General features: G+C 57.2%; 23 protein-coding genes. 13 read left to right on the top strand and 10 right to left on the bottom strand.

Annotated features, from left to right (window positions below):
• Positions 1-124: 124 nt before the first annotated feature.
• Entirely contained in the window at positions 125-1048 is a 924-nt protein-coding gene (locus tag MRBLPB4O_RS14210) for a LysR substrate-binding domain-containing protein (protein WP_341795597.1), read from the top strand.
• 276 nt (positions 1049-1324) lie between these two features.
• Positions 1325-2695: an MFS family transporter gene (locus tag MRBLPB4O_RS14205; protein WP_341795596.1), complete on the top strand. Its 1371-nt coding sequence runs from the start codon at positions 1325-1327 to the stop codon at positions 2693-2695.
• A 45-nt stretch (positions 2696-2740) separates the two neighbouring features.
• On the opposite strand, the gene MRBLPB4O_RS14200 is transcribed toward MRBLPB4O_RS14205, so the two are convergent.
• From MRBLPB4O_RS14200 to MRBLPB4O_RS14190, 3 genes are all read right to left on the bottom strand, one after another.
• Complete coding sequence (locus MRBLPB4O_RS14200; RefSeq protein ID WP_341795595.1) at positions 2741-4195, bottom strand: alanine/glycine:cation symporter family protein; 1455 nt, start codon at positions 4193-4195, stop codon at positions 2741-2743.
• 86 nt (positions 4196-4281) lie between these two features.
• A complete protein-coding gene (locus tag MRBLPB4O_RS14195) occupies positions 4282-5091 on the bottom strand; it encodes an alpha/beta hydrolase (RefSeq protein WP_341795593.1) in 810 nt (269 codons plus the stop codon).
• Positions 5092-5180: 89 nt separating this feature from the next.
• Entirely contained in the window at positions 5181-6080 is a 900-nt protein-coding gene (locus MRBLPB4O_RS14190; RefSeq protein WP_063424285.1) for a LysR family transcriptional regulator, read from the bottom strand.
• 107 nt (positions 6081-6187) lie between these two features.
• Between MRBLPB4O_RS14190 and MRBLPB4O_RS14185 the strand changes: the two genes are divergently transcribed.
• From MRBLPB4O_RS14185 to MRBLPB4O_RS14160, 6 genes are all read left to right on the top strand, one after another.
• Positions 6188-6850, top strand: a complete 663-nt coding sequence (locus MRBLPB4O_RS14185) for an RraA family protein (RefSeq protein WP_341795592.1) — start codon at positions 6188-6190, stop codon at positions 6848-6850.
• Between the two features lies 1 nt (position 6851).
• Positions 6852-7517 (top strand): RraA family protein, encoded by a 666-nt coding sequence (locus tag MRBLPB4O_RS14180; RefSeq protein ID WP_341795591.1) that lies wholly within the window; start codon positions 6852-6854, stop codon positions 7515-7517.
• Positions 7514-8143, top strand: coding sequence for a dimethylmenaquinone methyltransferase (locus MRBLPB4O_RS14175; protein WP_341795590.1), 630 nt, complete (start codon positions 7514-7516; stop codon positions 8141-8143). Before MRBLPB4O_RS14180 ends, MRBLPB4O_RS14175 begins: the two co-directional genes overlap by 4 nt.
• Positions 8140-9348: a pyridoxal phosphate-dependent aminotransferase gene (locus MRBLPB4O_RS14170; RefSeq protein WP_341795589.1), complete on the top strand. Its 1209-nt coding sequence runs from the start codon at positions 8140-8142 to the stop codon at positions 9346-9348. The genes MRBLPB4O_RS14175 and MRBLPB4O_RS14170 overlap by 4 nt, the downstream gene beginning before the upstream one ends.
• A gap of 286 nt (positions 9349-9634) precedes the next feature.
• Positions 9635-9928 (top strand): DUF6555 family protein, encoded by a 294-nt coding sequence (locus tag MRBLPB4O_RS14165; protein WP_341795588.1) that lies wholly within the window; start codon positions 9635-9637, stop codon positions 9926-9928.
• A gap of 28 nt (positions 9929-9956) precedes the next feature.
• A complete protein-coding gene (locus MRBLPB4O_RS14160; protein WP_341795587.1) occupies positions 9957-10115 on the top strand; it encodes a hypothetical protein in 159 nt (52 codons plus the stop codon).
• Positions 10116-10282: 167 nt separating this feature from the next.
• Here MRBLPB4O_RS14160 and MRBLPB4O_RS14155 read toward each other — a convergent pair whose 3' ends face one another.
• From MRBLPB4O_RS14155 to MRBLPB4O_RS14140, 4 genes are all read right to left on the bottom strand, one after another.
• Positions 10283-10531 (bottom strand): hypothetical protein, encoded by a 249-nt coding sequence (locus tag MRBLPB4O_RS14155; RefSeq protein ID WP_341798885.1) that lies wholly within the window; start codon positions 10529-10531, stop codon positions 10283-10285.
• A 397-nt stretch (positions 10532-10928) separates the two neighbouring features.
• Complete coding sequence (locus MRBLPB4O_RS14150) at positions 10929-11372, bottom strand: YetF domain-containing protein (RefSeq protein ID WP_341795586.1); 444 nt, start codon at positions 11370-11372, stop codon at positions 10929-10931.
• Positions 11373-11381: 9 nt separating this feature from the next.
• Positions 11382-11888 carry a hypothetical protein gene (locus MRBLPB4O_RS14145; RefSeq protein WP_341795585.1) on the bottom strand — a complete coding sequence of 169 codons (507 nt, stop codon included), beginning with the start codon at positions 11886-11888 and terminating at the stop codon, positions 11382-11384.
• Between the two features lie 11 nt (positions 11889-11899).
• Positions 11900-12403 (bottom strand): CinA family protein, encoded by a 504-nt coding sequence (locus MRBLPB4O_RS14140; RefSeq protein ID WP_341795584.1) that lies wholly within the window; start codon positions 12401-12403, stop codon positions 11900-11902.
• 184 nt (positions 12404-12587) lie between these two features.
• On the opposite strand from MRBLPB4O_RS14140, the gene MRBLPB4O_RS14135 reads away from it, so the two are divergent.
• The 3 genes from MRBLPB4O_RS14135 to MRBLPB4O_RS14125 all read left to right on the top strand — a co-directional run bounded on the left by MRBLPB4O_RS14135 (position 12588) and on the right by MRBLPB4O_RS14125 (position 16025).
• Positions 12588-12752, top strand: a complete 165-nt coding sequence (locus tag MRBLPB4O_RS14135; protein WP_341795583.1) for a hypothetical protein — start codon at positions 12588-12590, stop codon at positions 12750-12752.
• A gap of 102 nt (positions 12753-12854) precedes the next feature.
• Complete coding sequence (locus MRBLPB4O_RS14130) at positions 12855-15497, top strand: ATP-binding protein (protein ID WP_341795581.1); 2643 nt, start codon at positions 12855-12857, stop codon at positions 15495-15497.
• A gap of 99 nt (positions 15498-15596) precedes the next feature.
• Entirely contained in the window at positions 15597-16025 is a 429-nt protein-coding gene (locus MRBLPB4O_RS14125; protein WP_341795580.1) for an NUDIX domain-containing protein, read from the top strand.
• Positions 16026-16248: 223 nt separating this feature from the next.
• On the opposite strand, the gene MRBLPB4O_RS14120 is transcribed toward MRBLPB4O_RS14125, so the two are convergent.
• The 3 genes from MRBLPB4O_RS14120 to MRBLPB4O_RS14110 all read right to left on the bottom strand — a co-directional run bounded on the left by MRBLPB4O_RS14120 (position 16249) and on the right by MRBLPB4O_RS14110 (position 19837).
• A complete protein-coding gene (locus MRBLPB4O_RS14120) occupies positions 16249-16599 on the bottom strand; it encodes a DUF5329 domain-containing protein (protein ID WP_341798884.1) in 351 nt (116 codons plus the stop codon).
• A gap of 65 nt (positions 16600-16664) precedes the next feature.
• A complete protein-coding gene (locus tag MRBLPB4O_RS14115; RefSeq protein WP_341795579.1) occupies positions 16665-18251 on the bottom strand; it encodes a phospholipase D family protein in 1587 nt (528 codons plus the stop codon).
• A gap of 668 nt (positions 18252-18919) precedes the next feature.
• The gene (locus MRBLPB4O_RS14110) at positions 18920-19837 is read right to left on the bottom strand and encodes a bifunctional helix-turn-helix transcriptional regulator/GNAT family N-acetyltransferase (RefSeq protein WP_341795578.1); all 918 of its coding nucleotides are present in this window, start codon (positions 19835-19837) and stop codon (positions 18920-18922) included.
• Positions 19838-20171: 334 nt separating this feature from the next.
• On the opposite strand from MRBLPB4O_RS14110, the gene MRBLPB4O_RS14105 reads away from it, so the two are divergent.
• Together MRBLPB4O_RS14105 and MRBLPB4O_RS14100 are read left to right on the top strand one after the other, a co-directional pair.
• The gene (locus MRBLPB4O_RS14105) at positions 20172-20738 is read left to right on the top strand and encodes a TetR family transcriptional regulator (protein WP_341795577.1); all 567 of its coding nucleotides are present in this window, start codon (positions 20172-20174) and stop codon (positions 20736-20738) included.
• A 53-nt stretch (positions 20739-20791) separates the two neighbouring features.
• On the top strand, positions 20792-21268 hold the full coding sequence (locus MRBLPB4O_RS14100) for a nuclear transport factor 2 family protein (RefSeq protein ID WP_341795576.1): 477 nt from the start codon (positions 20792-20794) through the stop codon (positions 21266-21268).
• Positions 21269-22013 lie beyond the last annotated feature (745 nt).

Genomic DNA, 22013 nt, shown 5'->3' with positions numbered 1-22013 from the left:
GCGCCGTGGCGTATGCCTTTGGTGCTAGCTGCTATGCTCAAATTCTATAGCTGGTCCCCGAACCTGTCTTTAGACTGTGAAAACGCCGTTCTGAGGCGCCCCTTTCTTTGCCAGTGGTTGACCGATGGACGTAGTGCAACTGAAAACCCTGATCCATGTGGCCGAACTTGGCAGCCTGAGCAAGGCTTCGGACCGGCTCCATGTGGCGCAACCTGCATTGAGCCGGCAGATTCGGCAGTTGGAAAAGGAATTGGGCGTCTACCTGTTCGAGCGGCATGGCCGCGGCATGGAAATCACCGCTGCCGGCCTTGAGGTTCTTGAACGGGCTACCCGGATCATGGACGAGCTCGAGTCCATCCGTACCTCGGTAGCCGGCGGCCGTGCCGCATTTCGAGGCATGGTCGCCATCGGTACCACGCCGACCACCGCCGAGATTGTCACTGTGCCGTTGGTTCAACGCATCCGCGACACTCACCCGGACCTCTCGATCCGCTTTTCATCGGCGTTCAGCGGCTATTTGCTGGACTGGTTGCAGCGGGGCGAGCTGGAGCTGGCCATCTCCTACGATCCGCAGCCACTGCACACGTTGCGAATCGAACCGGTAATGATGGAGAACCTGGTCCTGGTTGGCCCTCCCGAGGCCAGGTTGAACCTGGACACGGCCGTGCCGTTCGCAGAATTGGCCAATGAACAGATGGTGCTGCCCAGCCCCCGGCATGGGCTGCGCAAGATCATGGACCAGTGCGCCCTTGAGCGAGGCTTCAAGATCACCACCAGTGTCGAGGCGGACTCCTTTGGCGCGATGATCGACCTGGTCCGTCATGGTTTTGGCTATACGGCATTGCCACTGGCCTCCATCTACTCTCGCCTTGATGACGGCAGCTTGTGCGCCGCGCCGCTGGTTGACCCGACGCCAATGCGCAAGCTGGTACTCGTGCTGCCCGCCGATCGGCAGGTAAGCCCCGCAACACGCTACGTCGGCCAGACCTTTGTGGACATTGCCAGCGAGCTGGTGGCCAAAGGCATCTGGGCGGGGCACATGCTCTGAAACGGCTGCGCCAAGCTATTCAATCGCGGCATAACTGCTAGAGGGCAGCGGGTCTGGCCGCTACCCAGGTGAGGGCGTAGCTTTGCCCGGGATAAAAGTCAGTGCGCTTTCGCTGACTTGTAAAATAATAGATCCCAGAAGGTGCCCCCATGATGTGCGTTCCATCGCCCCGCGTACTGCCGCCTGCTTTTCCTGTGATGACTCCGAGCCAGTAGATCGACGCAGACCAACGCTGTTGTTCTTGCCTCGCGTTTGCCTCAGATCTGGAGTTCCCCAATGCACGCCAACAATCACAATCCTGCTGCGCCTGATATTCGTAACCTGACCAATCGCCAACGGATCCGCGCCATTCTCGGCGCCTGTTCCGGAAACCTGGTGGAGTGGTACGACTTCTTCATCTACGCCTACACCTCAATCTACTTCGCCGCGCTTTTTTTCCCTCAGGGCGATCAGACCACACAGCTATTGGCAACGGCCGGCATTTTTGCTGTGGGCTTCTTCATGCGCCCCCTGGGCGGGTGGATTTTCGGTTACCTCGCTGACACGCGTGGCCGCAAGTTTTCCATGATCATCTCCGTCTTTCTGATGTGTGGGGGCTCGCTGATGATCGCGGTCGTGCCCACCTACGAAACCATTGGCATGGCCGCGCCGGTTCTGTTGCTGATTGCCCGCTTGATGCAAGGCCTTTCGGTAGGGGCTGAATACGGTACCGGTGCGACCTACATCAGCGAAATTTCCAGTACGGGCAAGCGCTGCTTCTTTGGCTCGTTCCAGTACTTCACGATCATTGCCGGGCAACTGCTGGCATTGCTGACTGTGGTTGTGCTGCAGAACCTGCTGCCCATCGAAGAACTCAAGGCCTGGGGCTGGAGGATTCCATTCTTCATTGGTGCAGTAAGTGCGCTGGTGGTGGTCTACCTTCGCCGCTCGATGCTTGAAACGGCAAGTCACCAAGGCGCCAAACACAAGGAAGCGGGCTCGATAAAAGCGCTGATGAAGCACAAGAAAGCCGTGCTGCTGACGATTGCCATCACTGCCGGTTGCTCGTTGCACTTCTATACATTCTCCACCTACATGCAGAAATACCTGGTGGTTTCGGCGGGCTTCGATCCGTCGACCGTGAGCTTCATCATGACAGCCGCGCTGGTGGTGTTCATGTGCCTTCAGCCGGTGTTTGGAATGATGGCTGACAGGATTGGTTCGCGAAACAGCATGATTGCCTTCGGCTTGCTGTCGAGCCTGTTGATCGTACCGTTGCTCACGGGTCTCAAGACCGTCAACAATGCGTACGAAGCCTTCGCGCTGGTCATGATGGGCCTCCTGATTGCTGCGTTCTATACGCCGGTCACCGGCGTGCTGAAGGCGGACCTGTACCCCGCCACGGTCCGCGCGCTGGGCGTAGGGCTGCCCTATGCCTTGGGCAACGCGCTGTGTGGCGGTACTGCCGAGTACGTGGCGCTGTCCCTGCGCGGCGCTGGCGTGGAGTCGTATTTCTACTACTACGTGGCGGCGATGAGCGTCATTACCCTGATTGCCGCAGTGCTCATGCCCGATCTACGCAAGCACGGTTACCTCGACGGAACGGGGGCTGTGGAAGAAAACACGGGCTTGCGGCCCGGTACCCATTATTCGAATGCACGAAGCTGACACCAAGCCCAGGCAACCACTACGGTTGCCTGGGCTTCCTGCCAATCAGGATGTTTTTGGTGGTTCAGGCTCGAGCACACCCAAGCCCTGATCTTTTGCGACCTGCTCTGGAGCATTGCCCCAGATGGTCCTGTCTATGTTGAGGTCCTGGAAGGCACTGGCGGTGAGAACCGGCTCGGCCACGCCGGCTTTGCGCTGTGTGTCGTAATCGGCGAGCAGTCGCAGGCCGACTCGGCATAGCAGGACCAGGGCGATGAGGTTCACCAGCGCAGAAAGGGTCATGGTGATGTCGGCGAAGGCAAACACCGTGGACAGGTCCTGAACCGAGCCCCAGAGAATCAAGGCCAACACCATGGCGCGATAGCTCAGCAGCGCCTTGCGGTTCTTGCCCAGAATAAACCTCAGGTTGTTTTCGCCCAGGTAGTAGTTGTAGAGAATCGAGGTGAACACGAACAACGCAAGTGCAACGCTGATGAAGCTGCGGCCCCAGTCACCGACCACTGCGGCAAGCGAGTTCTGCGTCAGCACGATGCCGTCACCCGCGAAACCGGCGGTATAGAAGCCCGACAGCAAGATCAGCAAAGCGGTGCAGGTGCAGATGATGAATGTATCGAAAAACACGCTGAACGCCTGCACGACACCTTGTGAGACAGGGTGCCGGACTTCGGCCACCGCGGCGACGTTTGGCGCACTGCCCAGGCCAGCTTCGTTGGCGAATACGCCACGCTTCACACCCATCACGATTGCGCTGCCGATGAGGCCACCAAAGGCTTGATCGAGCCCGAACGCGCTTTTCACGATGGTCAACAGCATCAGGGGCACGTGATCAAATTGCAGGACAATGACGTACAGGGTAACCGCTATGTAGGCCAGCGTTTTCACCGGTACCAACAGGTCTGCCACCCTGGCGATGCGTTTGATGCCGCCCACGAACACCAGCGCTAGCACGGCGGCCAGGGCGATGCCGGAATAGGCTGGGTCAACGCCAAAAGCATTCTGCAACGAGTGGGTCACTGCGTGTGACTGCAGGCCATTGAAGGAAAAACCGAAAGTGACGATCAGCAGTACCGCCATCACAACGCCCAGCCAACGCTTGTTCAGCCCGTATTCGATGTAGAACGACGGGCCGCCATGAAACTGGCCAATACCGTTGTGGCGCTTGTACAGCTGCGCCAGGCTGCATTCGAACAATGTGGTGGCCATCCCGACCAGTGCGGTAACCCACATCCAGAACACCGCACCAGGACCGCCCAGGGTTACAGCCACGCCGACGCCGGCGATGTTGCCCGCCCCGACACGGCCGGCCAGGCTGAGCATGAGGGCCTGGAAGGAACTGATCTGAGTGGAGCTACTGGTGAGGCTGTCCTTGAACACTTTGAACATGTGCAGGAAGTAGCGAAGCTGCACAAATCGTGTCTTGACGGTGAAATAAGCGCCCAGTCCGACGACCAGGACGATAAGCAGCTTTCCCGAAAGAAAGCCATTGATGGCTTCGAGCATGACGCAACCTCATTGTTATTATGACTGGGTGTGCGGGTACACACGGCCGCAAGCAGCCGTGTAGGAGTTGGAGCCGGTGAACGGGGTCAGGCGCGGTCTTGCAGTGCCTTGATGTGCTGCCACATCAGCGCCGGGTTGGAGTACATCGGGAAGTGGCCACAATCAGGGATGCAAGCCAGTTGCACCCCTTGGGCAGCGATGTCGTCCAGATAGGAAAGGTGGGCGTTGGTTGCGCCGTACATGTACTGGCGCGGGAAGGGTAGCGCCAGGAACTTCTCCATCAGACCGCCGTTATCTGACAGCTCAACCATGGACTCGAAGATGCCGCGCACCGCCCCGGTACGTACCTTGTGCGCCAGGCTGGCCGCATAGAGTGCGCTGGCAGGATCGGCGGCAAGCCGGGTGCGCTCGATGAAGTCGCGGAAAAAGCGCAAATCGTCTTCGCGCGGGTGATCGTGGATCTGCCGGCTGAGGAAGCAATCTTCGGGCGCAATATTGCCCTCGATGTCGACGAAACTCAGCACTCGATCTGGAGCGGCATCAGCGAGCATCAGCCCGGTCAGGCCACCCATGGAGTGGCCGACCAGGTGAAATTTGTCGACGCCAAAGTGTGCCAGTACAGCCTGGGCAGTCTTCACCAGCAAGGGGATGTTGATGCGGGCGAGGTCGGCGCATTCGGTTTCTCCGCAACCAGGCGCATCGTAGGCAATGAAGGGATGGCCTTCGAATGCGGGCTGCAGCGTGATGTCGGCATAGTCTTCTTTGGTAGAACCGAACCCATGCAGGAAGAGGATAGGTGCCTTGGGGCCGGAACGATGGATCACCGCCAGGTCCAGCAGCACGCCGTCGATGTTCAACGGCAGTTTCTCGTGAGTGAAGCGAGCAGGGTTTGCCACGGTGGGAACTCCTTTTACAGAGGCCCCAATGTCGGGCCCACCCTGAATTTTGTAAAATACGAAGCCGCGAACCCTGTCATATGCCCAGCCTATGACGCAAAAACCTGTTTGGCCTGGTCAATCATCGCATCCACCAAAGGATTGCCGTTAACGCCGTGCCATGCCATGGCGGTGGTGACAACCTTCACTTCGGGCTGCAACGGCCGCACCAAAACATTTTCAGGAGCAAGCTTGTCCATGGAGGTGGGCACCAAAGCGATGCCCTGGCCACAACTGACGAACGCCACCTGCGCCGTGACAGAGCGGACCTGATGCACGATACGCGGCGCGAAGCCGCTGGCCTTGCATAGCCCCACCAGATAGTCGAAATACACCGGGCTGACGTCTCGTGAGGCCATCACCAGGGTTTCATCGGCAAGAGCCTTGAGCTCAATGGCTGCACTGGCCGCCAGTGGGTGGTCCTTGGGCATCGCGACTGCCAGGCGATCCTCTGACAGCGGCATGGACTGCAGATGCCGGCCGAGGTTGCCTTCAAGGCGTGCAAAGGCGATGTCGATATCGCCGGCCTCAAGCGCGGGTATCGCCTCCGCGCTATCGATCTCTCGAACCGAAACCGTGACCAACGGGTGGTCTTGCTTGAACCGCTCGATCAGCTGGGGCAGCACATCGATCATGGCCGAGGTGATTGCCCCGATGGTCACCACGCCGGCGTGCCCTGCCACAGCCTCGTGAACCGCCAACTCCAGTCGCTCCAGCTGATCAGCAAACTTGCGCACCGCGGGGAGAATTGCAGCCCCGGCGGCCGTGAGCTGAGCGCCACGGCGAGAGCGGGTGAACAGTTGAATGCGAAGGGACTGTTCAAGCGCCTGGATCTGCTCGGTCAACGGCGGCTGTGACATGCCTAGCCGCTTGGCCGCGCGGCTGAAGTTCTGGTCCTCGGCAACGGCCAGGAACAGCCACAGGTGACGTATCAAGCGAAAGTTGATCACGGCATTCTTCCATAGGTTTGGGGTATGACAAGCTTAGCTTCTTCGTAATATACGTATCAAATGCCCGCGCAGATACTCAAGCCTCACTTACAAGAGGCCTGCAACCGATGAGCTTGAAAGCCCCGCTTGAGCGCCTGGCTGTGCTCGATACCAATACGGTGTCGGACGCGCTGGACTTCCTCCAACTGCCTGGAGCCACCAACGGCCTGATGCCGCTCTGGAACTGCCCGAAGATTGTTGGCCGAGCCAGCACCGTGCAGTTGGGGCCAAAGCAGGACGTGGCACCCACCGTTCACCTGATTACCCCAGTCATCGAGCAGATCACCACCGATGACCGCGTGCTGGTGATTGCGGGTGGCGTTGACGGTATTTCCAGCTGGGGTGACATCCTGGCCAATGCCGCCCGGCGCAAAGGCATCCGTGGCTCGATCATTGATGGCTTCAGCCGCGACATCTGCGGCAGCGCCGACATCGGTTACCCGGTCTACGGCCGTGGCGTGACCATGATCAGCGCGCGCAACAGGCTCATCCAGATCGACGCGGCCGTCACAGTTCGCATGGCCGGCGTTGACGTGGATGAAGGCGACTACGTGATTGCCGACGCATGCGGCACCGTTTTCGTCCCGGCCAGTGCCATCGACAAGGTGCTTGACCTGGCCGAGCGTATCGACCGTCGCCAGGCCGGCATGGTGGACGCCGTCCGCGCAGGCCGTTCGGTCGAGGAAGTGATGCACGATACCCAATTCGAAGCCATCAAGGTGGAGCACTGATATGGGCCTTTCTGATAAAGACCTCGTCGCCTTGTTCGAAGGCCTGGATACCCCAGGGGTGTCCGACGCGATGGACAAGCTGGGCCTTCCCGGCCAGGCCTTTGGTATCGCGCCGCTGGCCAACTACAGCCAGGTCGTGGTCGGCCCAGCCTTCACTGTCCAGTACGTCAGTGCGAGCACACCGCCAGGCACCGTGGGTGACTTCATTGAGGAAGTCGCACCAGGCGACGTAGTGGTCATCGCCAACGAAGGCCGTACCGATTGCACGGTGTGGGGCGACATCATGACCCAGTACGCCCTGGCCCGCGGTATTGCCGGCACGGTCATTGACGGTGTCTGCCGCGATGTGAACAAGGCGCTGGGCGAAGGCTACCCGCTGTTCAGCAAAGGCCGCTTCATGCGTACCGGCAAGGACCGCGTGGAGGTCGTGGCCGTCAACCAGCCGGTGTCGGTTGGCCATGCCCGGGTTTGTGCCCGCGACATCGTCGTCGCTGACGCCAATGGTGTCGTCATCGTCCCGCGTGACCGTGCCCGGGAAGTTGCTGAAACGGCACGTCGCATCGAACACGTCGAAGCGCAAATCCGCGAACAGATTGCGGCTGGCAAGAGCCTCAAAGAAGCCCGTGCCGCCCTCGGTTACCACTCCCTGCAGAGCAAGCAATCATGAGCCTTCCACACGATTATCAGAACCTTGCAAAGGTCCTGGGCACCTCCACCCTGTACGAGGCGTCCGGGCTGCCGTGCGCGGTCGATCGCGAGATTCGCGCAGTCTGGAAAGGCGCATTCATCGCCGCGCCGGCTTACCCGCTGCAGTGTTCACCAGGTGACAACCTGGGCCTGCACCTGGCCGTGGCCAAAGCGCCGCGCGGCAGCGTGCTGGTGTGTGATACCGCCGACTTCGTCGCCGGCTATTGGGGTGAGGTGCTCACGGTGGCGGCGGAAGCGGCAGGCATCGTTGGCCTGGTGATCAACGGTGGTGTGCGCGACGTCGCCGCGCTCGAAGCTCATGGTTTCCCTGTATTTGCGCGAGGCATCTCGGTCAAAGGCACCGTCAAGGCAACCACGCCTTCGGTCGGCAAGCCGTTCGACTTCAGCGGTGCGCAGGTCAGCGCCGGCGATCTGGTCGTCGCGGACGAGGATGGTGTGATCATCATTCCGGCCAATGCCGTTGAACATACCTTGCGGGAAGGACAGAAGCGCGCGGACAAAGAAGCCGTATTCATGGGCAAGCTGCGCGAAGGCAAAACCACCATGGACCTGATGGGTCTTTCCCACCCGGAGGAGCACGCGTGAGCCTGGCAACGCTGAACCGTCGCCTGGAGGCTGCCAAGCCTTCGGCGACCTACAAGATCATCGACCGCGTGGCTGCGCGCCGCGCAGACGGGGCGAAGATCATTTCGCTCTGTGCGGGTGAGCCTGACTTCGATACACCGGAGCACATCCGGGCCGCGGCCATCAGTGCGATCGACAACGGCCATACCCGCTACACCCAGGTAGCCGGCCTTCGCACGCTGCGTGAAGCCATCGCACGCAAATACCAGCGTGAGAATGGTCTTGATGTCAGCTGGCAGGACACGCTGGTTTGCAGTGGCGGCAAGCAGGTCATCTTCAATGCCCTGGCCGCGACCCTGAACGAAGGCGACGAGGTTGTGATCCCCGCGCCATACTGGGTCAGTTATCCAGAAATGGTTGAACTGTGCGGTGGCGAGTCGCGGATCGTCGCTTGTGGCGCCGAGTCGGGCTTCAAGCTCACCCCGCAAGCGCTGGCCGAAGCCATCGGGCCGAAAACCCGCTGGCTGATCTTGAACTCACCGTCCAACCCGACGGGCGCCGTGTACGACCGCGACGAATTGCAGGCTCTTGCTGAGGTGTTGCTGGCCCATCCGCAGGTACTGATTCTGGCGGACGATATCTATGAGCACCTGATATTCGACGGCCGTGACTTCCTCACGCTTGCCCAGGTCGAACCACGGCTGGCTGCACGGACACTGACCATGAACGGCGTGTCGAAGGCTTACGCCATGACGGGTTGGCGGATCGGGTTCGCTACCGGCTCTCGCTGGCTGCTTGAGGCGATGGAAAAGCTTCAGGGTCAGCAGACCTCGGGCGCTTGCTCCATCTCGCAGCACGCCGCAATCGCTGCCCTGGACGGTCCGAAAGACTTCATCGCCCACAGTCGCGAAGTATTCCAGCGGCGCCGTGATTTCATGGTCGAGTTGCTCAACCAGGCGCCGGGCATCAGTTGCGAGGTGCCAGGCGGGGCGTTCTACGCTTTCGCCGACTGTTTTGGGCTGATCGGCAAGCGCTCACCTGCTGGGCGCGAATTGGTCAATGACGAAGCTGTGGCCCTGGCGTTGCTGGAGGAGGCCAATGTTGCAGTCGTTCAGGGCAGTGCTTTTGGTCTACCGGGCTATTTGCGCATTGCTTATGCGCTGGATGACGAGTCACTGCGTGCGGCTTGCCGGGCCATTTACCGCTTCTGCGAGGACGCACGATAGGTCTAGTCCCTGTATCAGTGGCTCATCATGGCTCTGTGCTTTCTTGGCAATATCAGGCAGCGGTATCTGAGCGTTGATGAAAGCGCTCTGTAAGGTACTGTACCCAGACGGGGCTGGCGCAATGGCCGCTTCGCGGAAAATTCGACGTTCTGAATTGATTGAGCGTGATGAGCCTGCCATCGATGAGGTTTGAGAGAGACGGCGGCACCGAGCCGCTCCGCTTCTCAACTGAATTTTTCTCACATTCGATACCTCCATAAGACATGAACTATAGGGAGGGATTCTTGTGTCAGCACTTCAACTGTACGTGATCGAGTATGAACTGCACGGCGATCATCGGACATTCATCATCCGCCTCGAGAAGATGGATAACGCTACTGCTTGGCACTGGGCGAGCTGCGATGCCGGTGTCGGCATCATTCCGAGGTTTGGTCAGCACAATATCAAGCTGGTGAGCCGGCCTATGGCGGAGCGCTATGGCATTTCCGAGGTGAGATGGAGGTTAGCGGGGCAGGGGCCGGAGTTCATACCTACCCCTGTTGATTTTAAGAAGTTTTCGGAAAGGGCAGGTGGCGCGTAGCGCCAGGCAGATCACACTGGAGGTAGCTATGCAACCTAAGACTGAGGGCCCGGAAGAAAAAGGGCCAAGCGATGTCCCATTCATCAACGACCCGCAAAAACCCACGTCGCCGCCTTTGAATGATGCCGATGCTACGGACGCAGCAGAGGCGGAGGAAGACATTCAAGATGACGCAGAGTCGATCTAGAGCCGAGGAGCTACGCATGGATACCTACGGTTTGTACAAGTGGCTGCTCGCAAGCTTTCTCATCGGTAAAAGGATTCGCTCAACTCCGTAATCCCCTCAAGGTGAACAGACCCTACGGTAGAGCACAATGAGTAGCGGTGACTGGGATCACCCCACAGCCGGACTGGTCATGACCGCAGCTCGGCTGCTGTGTTTTTCTTCCAACCCCTAAAGTTCATAAGACACAGCACTACCTGAAGCACAATCAATGCCCAAGCTTGGGCATGCCATCCCCAGACCGTCCATAAAATGTTGCTTGCGATAAAGCAACAGAAGCCCACTTTGCGCCGCCTAGGGCGGTGCGATCCAATACACCAGGCTGCCAGCACTGTGACCGCCATCGCTGGCCATTCCAGCAACTCAATCCAATTTTCCATCAAACCATTCCAGACCGTTTCCATAAACCTAGAGCCATTTTCCGTCGGTCAATCCGCTTGTGAGTAACCGGATCCCTTTGGATTTGGAGTTCATCCTGGAGGACTGGGTTCCGCATACGATAAGGCAGGTGACGCGGCCCATTTAACGCTCTGGGCCGTAACCGCTGATTGCCAGGGCGGCGCGCATCGCAGCAAGGAGTGCCGAGGTTATCGCATGTCCCAATCACTCATTTTGGCGATGATGGAACAGGGGCAGATCTTCGACACCAGCAAAATGTGAGAATGGCTGACCACCCAGCGGAGTCTGATGCCTACACCAATAATTGAGCCTCACCACGCCATTCTCCTTAGTTAAATAGGCGGGGCGCCGTGGCCTGTCCGAGGCTCCTAGAGAATGTCACTCGTTGGGAATGATCGAGATCTTGCCGTTGCGCTCGACAATGGCAAATTTGATCTGCTCCACTTTTTCGATTCCCTGGCTATCGCGCGCAGCTTCAAGAATATCGTCTTCAGTGAGCCGCGCTCGGTGCATACGGTGGTGCAGAAAACGGCCATGCTCAACGACCAGCGTAGCGTAGCCATCCAGCAGTCGCGCCAAAGGCTTGGAATTGAGTTTCGCGAGCGACAGTCCGACATCCAGGACGATCAGCGTCGCGATGACCAACATGGCATTGGTGAAGGAAAAATCATCGCCCAGCAAAGCCTGTTGGGTCGCTTCGCCGATGATTAACAGCAGCACAAAATCAAAGGTCGTCAGGTCAGCTAAGGAACGTCTGCCTGCAACGCGAAACAACAGCATGAGGGCGATGTACATGCCGGCTGCGCGAAGGATTGAATCCATTACTCGCTCCTAAGGGAATAGGAAGGTAGAGAAGTGGACTGCACTGGATGGGCCTGCGCGCACCGCGCATTCCAGTGTTCCGACATACTCGCTGCGTAAGGTCAGATAGAGCGTGGCAATGCCATCCCCGCTGGTTCCCAGTTGCAGCAAGATGGCCTTGCCCTGTGAGAGCGAGGCTTGTGGTTGAGGTTGTAAGGTTTCAATGCTGGCTTCGCGCAGTAGTGAACCATCGAGCTGCACCATGATGGGTTCTCGGGCGCTGCCGCGTACAGTGATGCGCAAGCTGTCAGTTGTGCCACTGCGGCTGAGGCGTTGATACTCAACATGCAGACGGCCATCAGCGCTCGTGACCTGAGCATTGCTGAGTGGGCCATTACCGAATACGCCGGCCAATCCAAGTAAGACAATGACGACCAACAGGTACCAACCCACGCGTTCGAAGCGCCAGACGCGCTGCTGCATGGTCATGTCTTCCTGGACAGGCTGCTGTCTCGACACCAGTTCATCATCCGCCATAGCCATAATCCTCAGGCGCGCTCCCCACGAAGCCAGCGCTCGTGATAATGGATCAGGCGGGTCAGTCCGTAGACGGCCCCGTCATGCATGACTTGCGCTCGCTCTCCAAAAAAACGCTGGGTACGGGTAAATACGGCAATTGGTTCCCCGGCAAATGCCCAGGCAAAGCACACTGTGCCGGGTAGAACCCCAGATGCTGGGCTAGACCCGGCTACACCGGTAGTTGCAATAACGACGTTGGCATCGCTGTCCTTCAAAGCCCCTAGAGCCATCTCCCAGGCGACTGGTTCGCTAGTGAGCCCGTATCGTTCGATGGTCTCCGCGCTTACACCTAGCAAACGCTTCTTGGCGGAGGGGGAATACACTACGTAGCCGCTTTCGAGCACCTCGCCTGTACCTGGGAATGCCGCTAGCAGAGCGACCATGCAGCCCGCTGTGCAGGACTCGGCAGTGGTGAGTACCAGATGGTGGTCTTTGAGGTAGCCAAGCACGGCCAGTACGGGATCACTTGCCATTTTGATGTCGACTCGTTGTTCTTTTGTGGTGGACGTGTCAGCTATGTAAATGGTTCACCGGTTCAGCGCAGTTTCGCTTGGGTTCTTGACTTGAACTTCATTCCCCGCGTCAGCATCAATTTAGGTAGCACGGAGCCGGGCTCCGAAGTGTTATTTGAATAACAGAGACAAGGGTAGGGTAGCCATGAAAAAGCACACCGACACCGGGCATAGGCCCCAGGCCCCATCAAAATCCCAAGGTGAAGAAGAACGCGACAACGATGCACATAGACCGGATGGCTCATCAGGCTCCGATCATGATTCGACCGCACAGAAAACAGCGCGCAATGAAGGGGAGAAGAAGCACTGAGGCCAGCAACGTTGGCGCCTGCCAGCTTCTTTGTCAGACCAGCACGCCAATGCATGGATCTTGAGTTAAATTTATAGGGCTCCCCCCGTGGTGATTTGTCCTATGGATTACGGTGATCAGCGCTCAGCAATCGAATCGTTCGTGACGAACGACGGCCAGATTGGCACCCAGATGCGTCGAGTAGATTGGGCCAGTACGACCCTAGGTAATCCAGGGTGCTGGCCAGTGCAACTGCGGCACGCCGTGAGTTTCTTGCTCAGCTCGGATCTGCCCACTGCACTTCTTTGGGGTGCCGACAGAACACTGCTCTACAACGACAACTGGATCCCGGCCATGGGGCACCGTCATCCCCTAGGGCTGGGCAGGCCCGCGCACGAGGTCTGGACGGCGGTGTGGGGGCGGGTCGGTCTGCAGCTCGAAGCGGTAATGGAGAAGGCAAGCCTGTTATTACTTTCCGATTCGGAGTTTCCGGTTCGCCTGGATCGAGAAAAGCCGTGGGCGTTCAGCTTGAGTCCTTTGAGAGCCCCTGAGGGGCACATCGTTGGTGTCCTGGTGCAAGGGCAAGAAGTACAGTCGTCAGCCCTTGAACCCGTACCGTCGCACATTATGCTGGGTCGAGATCGCCGTATGTTTGACCAGGCACCGGGGTTCATCACCATCTTCCGAGGCCCTGACCACATCTTTGAATTCGTCAACGAGGCCTTCAGGCGGAGCTTTGGTGATCGAGGCTATCTCAACCGCTCTGTACGTGATGTATTCCCCGATCTGGAAGGGCAGGGTTATTTTTCCTGGCTGGATGAGGTGTTCAAGTCGGGCGAGCGGTTTGTCGCTACCGGCACGCCTATTTCGCTGCTCTGGCAATCAGATGGGGTCGAGATCCGCTACCTCGATTTCGTGTATGAGCCTGTATTAGACGATGCCGGTGTAGTGACCGGTATTTTCTGCGAAGGCTTCGATGTCACGAAACGCGTGGAAACCGAGCGGGCGCTTAAAGAGGAAAGCCGCACGCTTGAGATCCTTCGAGACATCAACGCGGCGTTCGCCAGTGACCTGAACCTTGAACGGATCGTGCAAAACCTCACGGATGCAGCAACGTCGCTCACAGGAGCAGCTTTTGGCTCGTACTTTGCCAATGAGGTCGACGATGCCGGCGCGCATCTGAAGCTTTATACCTTGTCAGGTGCTGATCGCTCGGCCTTTGAAAAGTTGGGTCATCCTCGCGCCACTCCGGTGTTTGCACCTACTTTCCGGAATGAAGGTGTCGTTCGATCCTTGGACATCCTGGCCGACCCTCGCTATGGCCAGTTCGAGCCCCATCATGGAATGCCTAAGGGGCATCTGCCCGTACGCAGTTACTTGGCGATCTCGGTGGTATCGAGAACAGGCGATGTCCTGGGAGGGTTGTTTTTCGGTCATCCTGAACCGGGAAAATTCACTGAGCGGCACGAACGGCTGGTAGTCGCCCTGGCCGCCCAGGCAGCAGTGGCCATCGATAACGCCCAGCTTTATCGGCAGGTACAGCAGGCGAAAGCCACACTTGAAGAGCGGGTCGCTCAACGCACAGACGAGCTTTCACAGGCCAACGAAGCCCTTCGCCAAGCTCAAAAAATGGAAGCGCTTGGGCAGTTAACGGGCGGAATTGCCCACGACTTCAACAACATCCTGGCGGCGATTCTGGGAAGCGCCGATTTACTATCACGGCGATTGAAACAGGGGAAAGGCGAAGCTACGGCGCGGCTGTTGGAAGGGATTCAAGTCAGCGCCAAGCGAGCAGCATCGCTGACTCAGCGTCTGCTCGCATTCTCACGGCGGCAGACGCTCGATCCCCGGCCTACGGACGTCAACGTACTTATCGATGGTCTGGTCGACCTGATCAATCGCTCGGTGGGGCCTGCAATTACTGTCATCACGCATCTGGAGCCGGGTCTAGGGTTGTCCCGGATTGACCCTGCCCAGTTGGAGAGTTCGCTGCTCAACCTGGCGATCAACTCGCGTGATGCCATGCCCGAGGGGCGCGGTGCGATCTCCATCACTACGCAGACAATCGAACTTGACGACCTGATGGCAGCTCGTGCCGACCTGCCTGCAGGCGAGTACATTGCGATTTCTGTCACTGACTCGGGAAGGGGCATCTCTGCGGAGAACATCAAGCGGATATTTGACCCGTTCTTCACCACCAAGCCACTTGGCCAGGGCACCGGACTGGGGCTATCTATGGTGCACGGTTTTGTACTGCAGTCCGGTGGCCAGATTGATGTGCATTCCCAAGAAGGTGTGGGCACGACGATTCGCCTCTTGCTGCCCAAATTCGAAGGGCAACTGGAATTACTCGAGGGCGAGGCCAGGCAGAGTGCGCTTAGCGGCCAAGGGGTCGGGAGAATTCTAGTAGTCGATGACGAACCTATCGTGCGCATGTCCATCGTGGAAGCCTTGATGGAGGCCGGATATGAAGTTGATGAGGCTGAAGATGGATCTAGCGCCATGCATACGCTTCGCTCGTGCCCACCTTATGATCTGCTCGTCACCGATGTCGGGCTTCCAGGTGCTCTGAATGGACGCCAGGTGGCAGATGCCGCTCGTGAGGCTTTTCCAGACCTTCGGGTTCTATTCGTGACCGGTTTTGCAGAGGCATCGGTTTTGAAAGGTGGATTCCTGACACCTAGCACGGCAGTGATCACAAAACCGTTCGACATTCAGGTACTCCTGAACAAGGTGACCGTAATGCTGCACCAGCCCCAGACTTGAGCAGGGTGCCGGAACTCAGCTTCCTCCCCGGCAGTCATCAGCCTAAGGAAGTTCGTCCCAGCGTTCAGGATGTCGCGCGTTCTTTAGGTGCTATCCCTCATGAGCGTCATCAAGCATCGTCCAGCAGGGGCAAAAGTAACGATCATCTGTACTCGAAATGACCAGGTTCTTCTTGTTCGCAGGAAGGGTGCCAAATGGAAGTTTCCAAACGGTCTGCTTGAGAGAGGAGAGGCTCCAACCGTGGCTGCCGCTAGAGAGCTTTGGAAGGCCCTATCGTTGCACTGCTCAGGCCTACATCTCGTGGGCATCATTGAGATAGGCAACGTACTCCACCATATCTTCACCACTGACTTCGCTGATGGCTGTAGCGTGGCGCTGGGGAGAGGCATTGTCGCATGTAAGTGGATTGGCTGGGAGGACTTGAGCTCAACCATGCTCAAGCCCACAGCTGCTGCTTTGCTGTCACGAGATCTATCAGCGCTTGTCCATCGTTATGAGCCCGCAGAATTGGCATCCAACACAAACTGAACGGCAAGGTCATCGAGCCGGTCGGATCGTTAAATGCCATGAAAACTTATCAGGGCGGGTGTTGCTCCATGAGCGGCCCGCGTGAACGCGCGGGCTTTTTTTGATAGATGTGCTTGATCATGTTCGTGCCTAATGCCGGTGTCTTTTCAAGCATTGCCGTTTTTTGCTATCTACGGACGCTTGGCTCCTGACGTCCCAGCCTTCTCTTGGCTCAATAAGAGATTCAGTGAAATTGCCGTTGCCTTTGAAGCTCTCTGTGCAACCAGATGGCTGCCGGTTTCCTACCATCTGAGCATCGCACCTCGTAGGCACGGCCACTCAAGCTGCTTTTAGTCGCAGCAAGGTCGATGAAGTCTTCCGCGCTTTTCACCCTGTTCTTGCTTTTGAGGTAATCTAGCTTCCGCTCTAGGTGCGCTCGAGCTCGGGCGCCTGAGTATTCCGCTCCGTTACGAATAAATGTGCAGTCACTCTGCTCTACAAACTCTAGCAATCCCCTTATTTCATTAGCGGTTTGAGGCAGGGCTACTACCCGTGTGTCAACGATGATTGCGATAACGCAAACACTCACCGCCATTATCAGTTGACTGATAACCCGCCTGGGGCCTCTCGTCCACATCCGCATGATTTGTCCTTCCCACGCTATAGCATCTTTTCAAGTCCTATCGTGCTGCTGAGCCACGAATTGAAGCGCCGCCACCAGCCCCCCGGTTCTGTGGTCAACGTGCGTTGTTGGCCATTGTCTTCGGTGACCCAGACCAGATGATTATCTTCCAGCCGGGCCTGGTAACTCAGAGCAGATGCCATGCCTTCCAGAGCCAGTTCGCGCACCCGTCCGGCGAGCTCCGGATCATCAACCAAGACGCCGACTTCGGTGTTCCACAGCAAAGAGCGCGAATCGAAATTGAACGAACCGACAAACGCTTTTTGCTTGTCGAAAACCATCGCCTTGGTATGCAGGCTGGAGTCGGAGCTGCTGGAGGGCCCGCTGGAAGAGCCTTTGCGAGAGAAACGCGGCCTAGTATCGCTGTCGCTACGATCACCTGCTTGGCGACGTAACTCGAACAACTGCACGCCATGCTCGAGTAAGGTCTTGCGATAGGGCGCGTAAGCACCGTGCGAAGCCGGTACGTCGGTGGCCTCCAGAGAGTTTGTAAGCAAGCTGATTGACACGCCGGCGTCGGCTCGACGGGTCAGGTACACCACCGCGGGATAGCCCGGCACCATGTAGGCCGACACCAAAATTAGCTCCTTACTTACCCCGTTGAGTTCGGGTGCCAACTGAGTAGCCAACAGCAAGTGCGCAGCGGGTTCACCACTCGCCAATACTTTGCTAGGTGCATCCCACATCGCTTTGTTCCAGGCCCAAATCAATTCCCGGCGCCAGTTATTCAGGCGAGGCTGAGTGGTATAGCTCATCAAGTGTTGATAGAGCGCATGATTCTGAGTGCGCGTTTCCTCCAAGGAGGCATCCAGCCGAGTCCGAAGATCTTTCAGGTCTCTGCTCGTCGGCTTGAACGATATAAACTGCTCGATGGGCTTGCTGAGGGCACTGTTCCAGTACTCGTCAAAACTATGTCCCAACTGTTCTGCGACCGGGCCGACACTGAGCATGTCAATGTCAGTAAAATTTCTGTTGGGCTCGGCATCGAAATACTCGTCGCCCAGATTGCGACCTCCGACGATGGCCACACAGTTGTCTACCACCCACAGCTTGTTGTGCATACGCCGGTGTTGAAGCGACAGGTTGAAGAGTCGACCCATCGTGCGTGTCACCACGGTACTGCGGCCCAAATGGAGAGGATTGAACACTCGGATCTGTATATACGGATGCGTCGCCAGAGTCGCGATGGTTTCCTCCAGGTCATCGCTGGTGGTGTCATCGAGCAAAATCCTCACACGCACTTTACGGTCGGCAGCGAGGAGTAGCTCGCTCAGCAGTATCCGGGTACTGATACCGTCATGGACGATGTAGTACTGCAGGTCAATGCTGCTTTGAGCGCTGCGAATCAGCTCGGCGCGGGCGGCAAAAGCCTCGGCACTCTCCGGGAACAGCCGAAAGCCCGATCGTCCATGGTGGGGCGCTACCTGCGCCTGAATCGAACGACCGAACGCCGAATTGTTGGCGGGCAAGGCCTGACTGGGTTCATGGGGTGCATTGTGTGTCGTACAGCCACCGATGAACAGCGTGAGAAACAGAGCGACAAACAAGGGCTGTTTGGATCTCACGGAGCGTACCCCAGCGGATGGCGATGAGGGTGTCGGAGCCGAAGATGGGCCATCCCTTACCACCAGCGCATAGCTGCAACGATCGTGCGCAATGTTTCTTCGATCAGCCGGTTTCTTCAAAGCGTAGATCAACTCTGAGGGTGCCGTATCGCTCAGGGAGTATTAAGCAATGCCTTAGAAATCAAGAAATTATTTACAATGCTTATCAACACTACTCTCTTACTGATTCATATACGCGATACGCAGGGCAGTCCTATGCGCGTGATCTGCGACAGAGATTTGCGACGGTTCACTTCCTTGAATCTTGAGTTCAAAAAGGGTAAGCGGAGCGCGCCGGCCCAATGGGCCAGAGGCGTGAGCATGGAAGCCCGGTAGGGCGGACCCCAGGCCGACCCTAGGGGTCGGTTCACGACAGCCTTCCTAAGACCCATTCTCCTCGTGGGAACCTCTTGAAGCGTCTCACCTCTCCATACCACGGCAGGCAGTGCGGCCGGTGACCATGCCTAAGCTTTTGCGCTTAGCCTTGCGGCGTATTCAGGAGGGATGACTGCAACCAAGTTGGCGTATCAGCTCTAGGTCGAACGGCCTCCATCACTGACAGCTTTCGACCCATTGCAGCCGTTCAGCACTGGCAGAATTCGATCCCTCGCGGCCAGTGCTCCCGACACTTACAGTTCCCGAGCCCAAGTCTGGCTGACGAGGTCTTTTCCGAAGCTGTGTACCTGTTCTTCTTCGACCAATTGGAAACCTGCTTTCTGATAGAGCTTTCGGGCATCGACAAGCACACTGGTTGTCCAGAGGATCATGTGCTTGTAGCCCGCGAGCCGCGCAAACCGAATACTCTCTTCCAGCAACCGATTGCCGATTCCCATGCCCCTGACGCTCGCGTCAACGTAGAGCATCCGCAGCTTGGCGGTCGTCTGGTCATGTTTGACGACAAAGACCGAACCGATGACTGTGCCTTCTTTTTCCGCGATCCAGCATCGCTCGCAGGACGGGTCGAATTCACGAAGGTAGTTGGCGACGATTTCCGCCACCAGCGCTTCGAACTCCATATTCCAACCGTATTCGCGGGCATAGAGTTGCGCTTGTTGCTGAACAACAATACCCATGTCGCCCGCTTGTGGATCGCGCAGGATGTAGGAACGATCACCGTCGCCCAATTGAGTCTGGATCTTTCTCATGGCTTGGATCAATTGCTCTTGCTGGGGCTCAGATAAGCCTTGCAACATCAACATGACTTCTTCACGAGCGGCTTGCTCCAGCGAGGCCAGCACCTGACGACCTGGCTCGGTGAGCTGGATTTGAGAGGCTCGGGCGTCGATTGCCGACCGAGATCTGCTGATCAGCCCTTTTTTCTCGAAGCCACCGATTAATCGGCTGAGGTAGCCGGCGTCCAGGCCGAGCAAATGGCAGAGATCTGAACTCTTCAGGCCAGCACTAGCGCCTAATTCAAAGAGGATGCGTGCCTCGGTCAAGGAGAATTCGGCTTGAAGCAGGTGCTCTTGCAGCGCGCCAATCTGCCGTGTGTAGAAGCGGTTGAAACGGCGGACGATGTCAGCGCGCTCCAGGAGGGTTGTAGTCATGAAAATGCTCATATAGTTGCTTTTGGCATCTATATTATTGCCTTGGGCAACTATGTCAATCCTCTCATGTGCGGATGCATGGGCAGCGATGGAGCGATAGCCGCCTCTCGCAACCGGCAGGTTTCGACCCGTAGCCGCCGCTGCGCCTGAGAGCTACCTTGTGGGAGCGGGTTCATCCGCGAACACCGGCATAGCCGGTGCCATCCGGGCTGCTGGGCGCAAATTCGAGCGAGAGATCGATTGAAAACTCATCTCACGCGTACAATCAAAAAAATCCCAAGAGATGCTTGACCAGGGAGAACGATCGTTCTACTCTGGCTACATGGATCAGCCAATGACCGACACACGCGAAAAAATTCTTGCTACAGCCGAGAAGCTTATTTACGAAAATGGGATTCACGCCACTGGCATGGATCTCCTGGTAAAGACCTCGGGCGTAGCACGTAAAAGTATTTATCGATATTTTGCGAATAAAGACGATGTAGCAGCAGCGGCATTGAATGCACGCGATGTACGCTGGATGCAGTGGTTTAAAGGTGAATGCGAAAAAGCGCAAACTCCACAAGAACGCATTCTCAGCATTTTTGATGTTTTAAAGACCTGGTTTGAGTCGGACGGTTTTCGCGGCTGTGCCTTTATTAACACCGCCGGAGAAGTGGGCGATGCGGACGACCCTATTCGGCAGATCGCAAGGCTGCATAAACAAAAGCTACTTGAGTACACGCTAGAGCTTACTAGCGATTTAGGCGTCAAAGATCCGATTATTTTGGCTAGGCAGTTGTTCGTGCTTATAGAGGGCACTATAACCGTGGCCCGGGTAATGGGTGATTTCACCGCCCTGGATAGTGCTAAAGAAATCGCTAACATTTTGCTCAAAGAAGTACCGCGCACAAGCGCTTAACGTTCCAGAAACGCTAATTCCACTGAACGATCTAAATGATTGGAGGCACCCTCATGCCCAACGAACAAGCTCGTCCGCCACTTCCTCCTTTCACTCGCGAATCGGCGATTGAAAAAGTCCGACTCGCTGAGGATGCTTGGAATACTCGCGAACCCGAAAAAATCTCGCTCGCCTACACGCTGGACACCCAATGGCGTAACCGCGCCGAGTTTGCGACCAATCGCGAAGAAGCCGAGGGTTTCCTAACTCGCAAGTGGAAGAAGGAGCTGGACTACCGTCTGATCAAAGAGCTCTGGGCGTTTACTGAAAACCGCATCGCCGTACGGTACGCTTACGAGTGGCACGACGATTCGGGCAACTGGTTCCGCTCCTATGGCAATGAAAACTGGGAGTTCGAAGCAGATGGCCTGATGCACCGCCGTTTTGCCTGCATCAACGATATGCCTATCAAGGAAAGCGAGCGTAAGTTCCACTGGCCACTGGGTCGCCGGCCAGATGATCACCCAAGTTTAACTGAATTGGGTCTCTAAGCCATGCAGAGCCTGATCCTTCACAGCTGAAGGATCAGGTTTTTTGCTTTCCCCAAGGTGCCGCCGTGGTAATCATGCCGAAACCCATCGCAAGTGCCGTCTCCCTTGCGCAAGCCAAAGCCTACAAGGAGAGAACTCAGCAAAAAGTAGGTGAGGGCGCTTGCACTGAAATCAGGGCTCAGGCTTTTCAAGCGAAGACTTTGACAGCATGACCGCAGTCAGACGCCGGATGTCATCAGCCGCTTGGGCAATCACTCAAGCACCTCATCGGAGATGGTGCGAAGAGCTTCTGGGCGTTTAAATACTAGCGATTTCGGCGTTTTCAGTGCGACTTTTTCCCGAGAGGCATCAACGTTCTTAAGGTAGAAATCCATGAACTGTTTGACGCAGATTGAGCATCTTTTCCAAACCTTGGACGCAGGTGTTGTATTGCCGGTGGGGATTACACGGGCTCCCGTTGTGGGCAATCCAGTTGATGAGCCGGTCGACGTACCAGGTACTATGGGATGAACGGCCGCGTCATTGGACCCGCGCGCTAAAATCTCTGAGTTGTGCATCTACGTTTAGCAAACGTACCTGGTGCTGGCCAGTTTTCAGAGCGTCAGGTGGTGAAACGGAGATTCGTGACAGGGCAATCTAAGAGAGGATGTGAAGATGGTGATGCAACGGACTGATTTTGCATCGAGCGGAGGTTTGTGCAAAACCGACCGGGGGTTAATGGAAGTGGACACCGACGGCTGGTCAC

It is taken from the genome of Pseudomonas sp. LPB4.O, from assembly GCF_038383825.1.
Classification (GTDB): domain Bacteria; phylum Pseudomonadota; class Gammaproteobacteria; order Pseudomonadales; family Pseudomonadaceae; genus Aquipseudomonas; species Aquipseudomonas putida.
The sequence above is the reverse complement of the archived record's forward strand: the minus strand, read 5'-3'. Positions and strand labels throughout refer to the sequence as shown.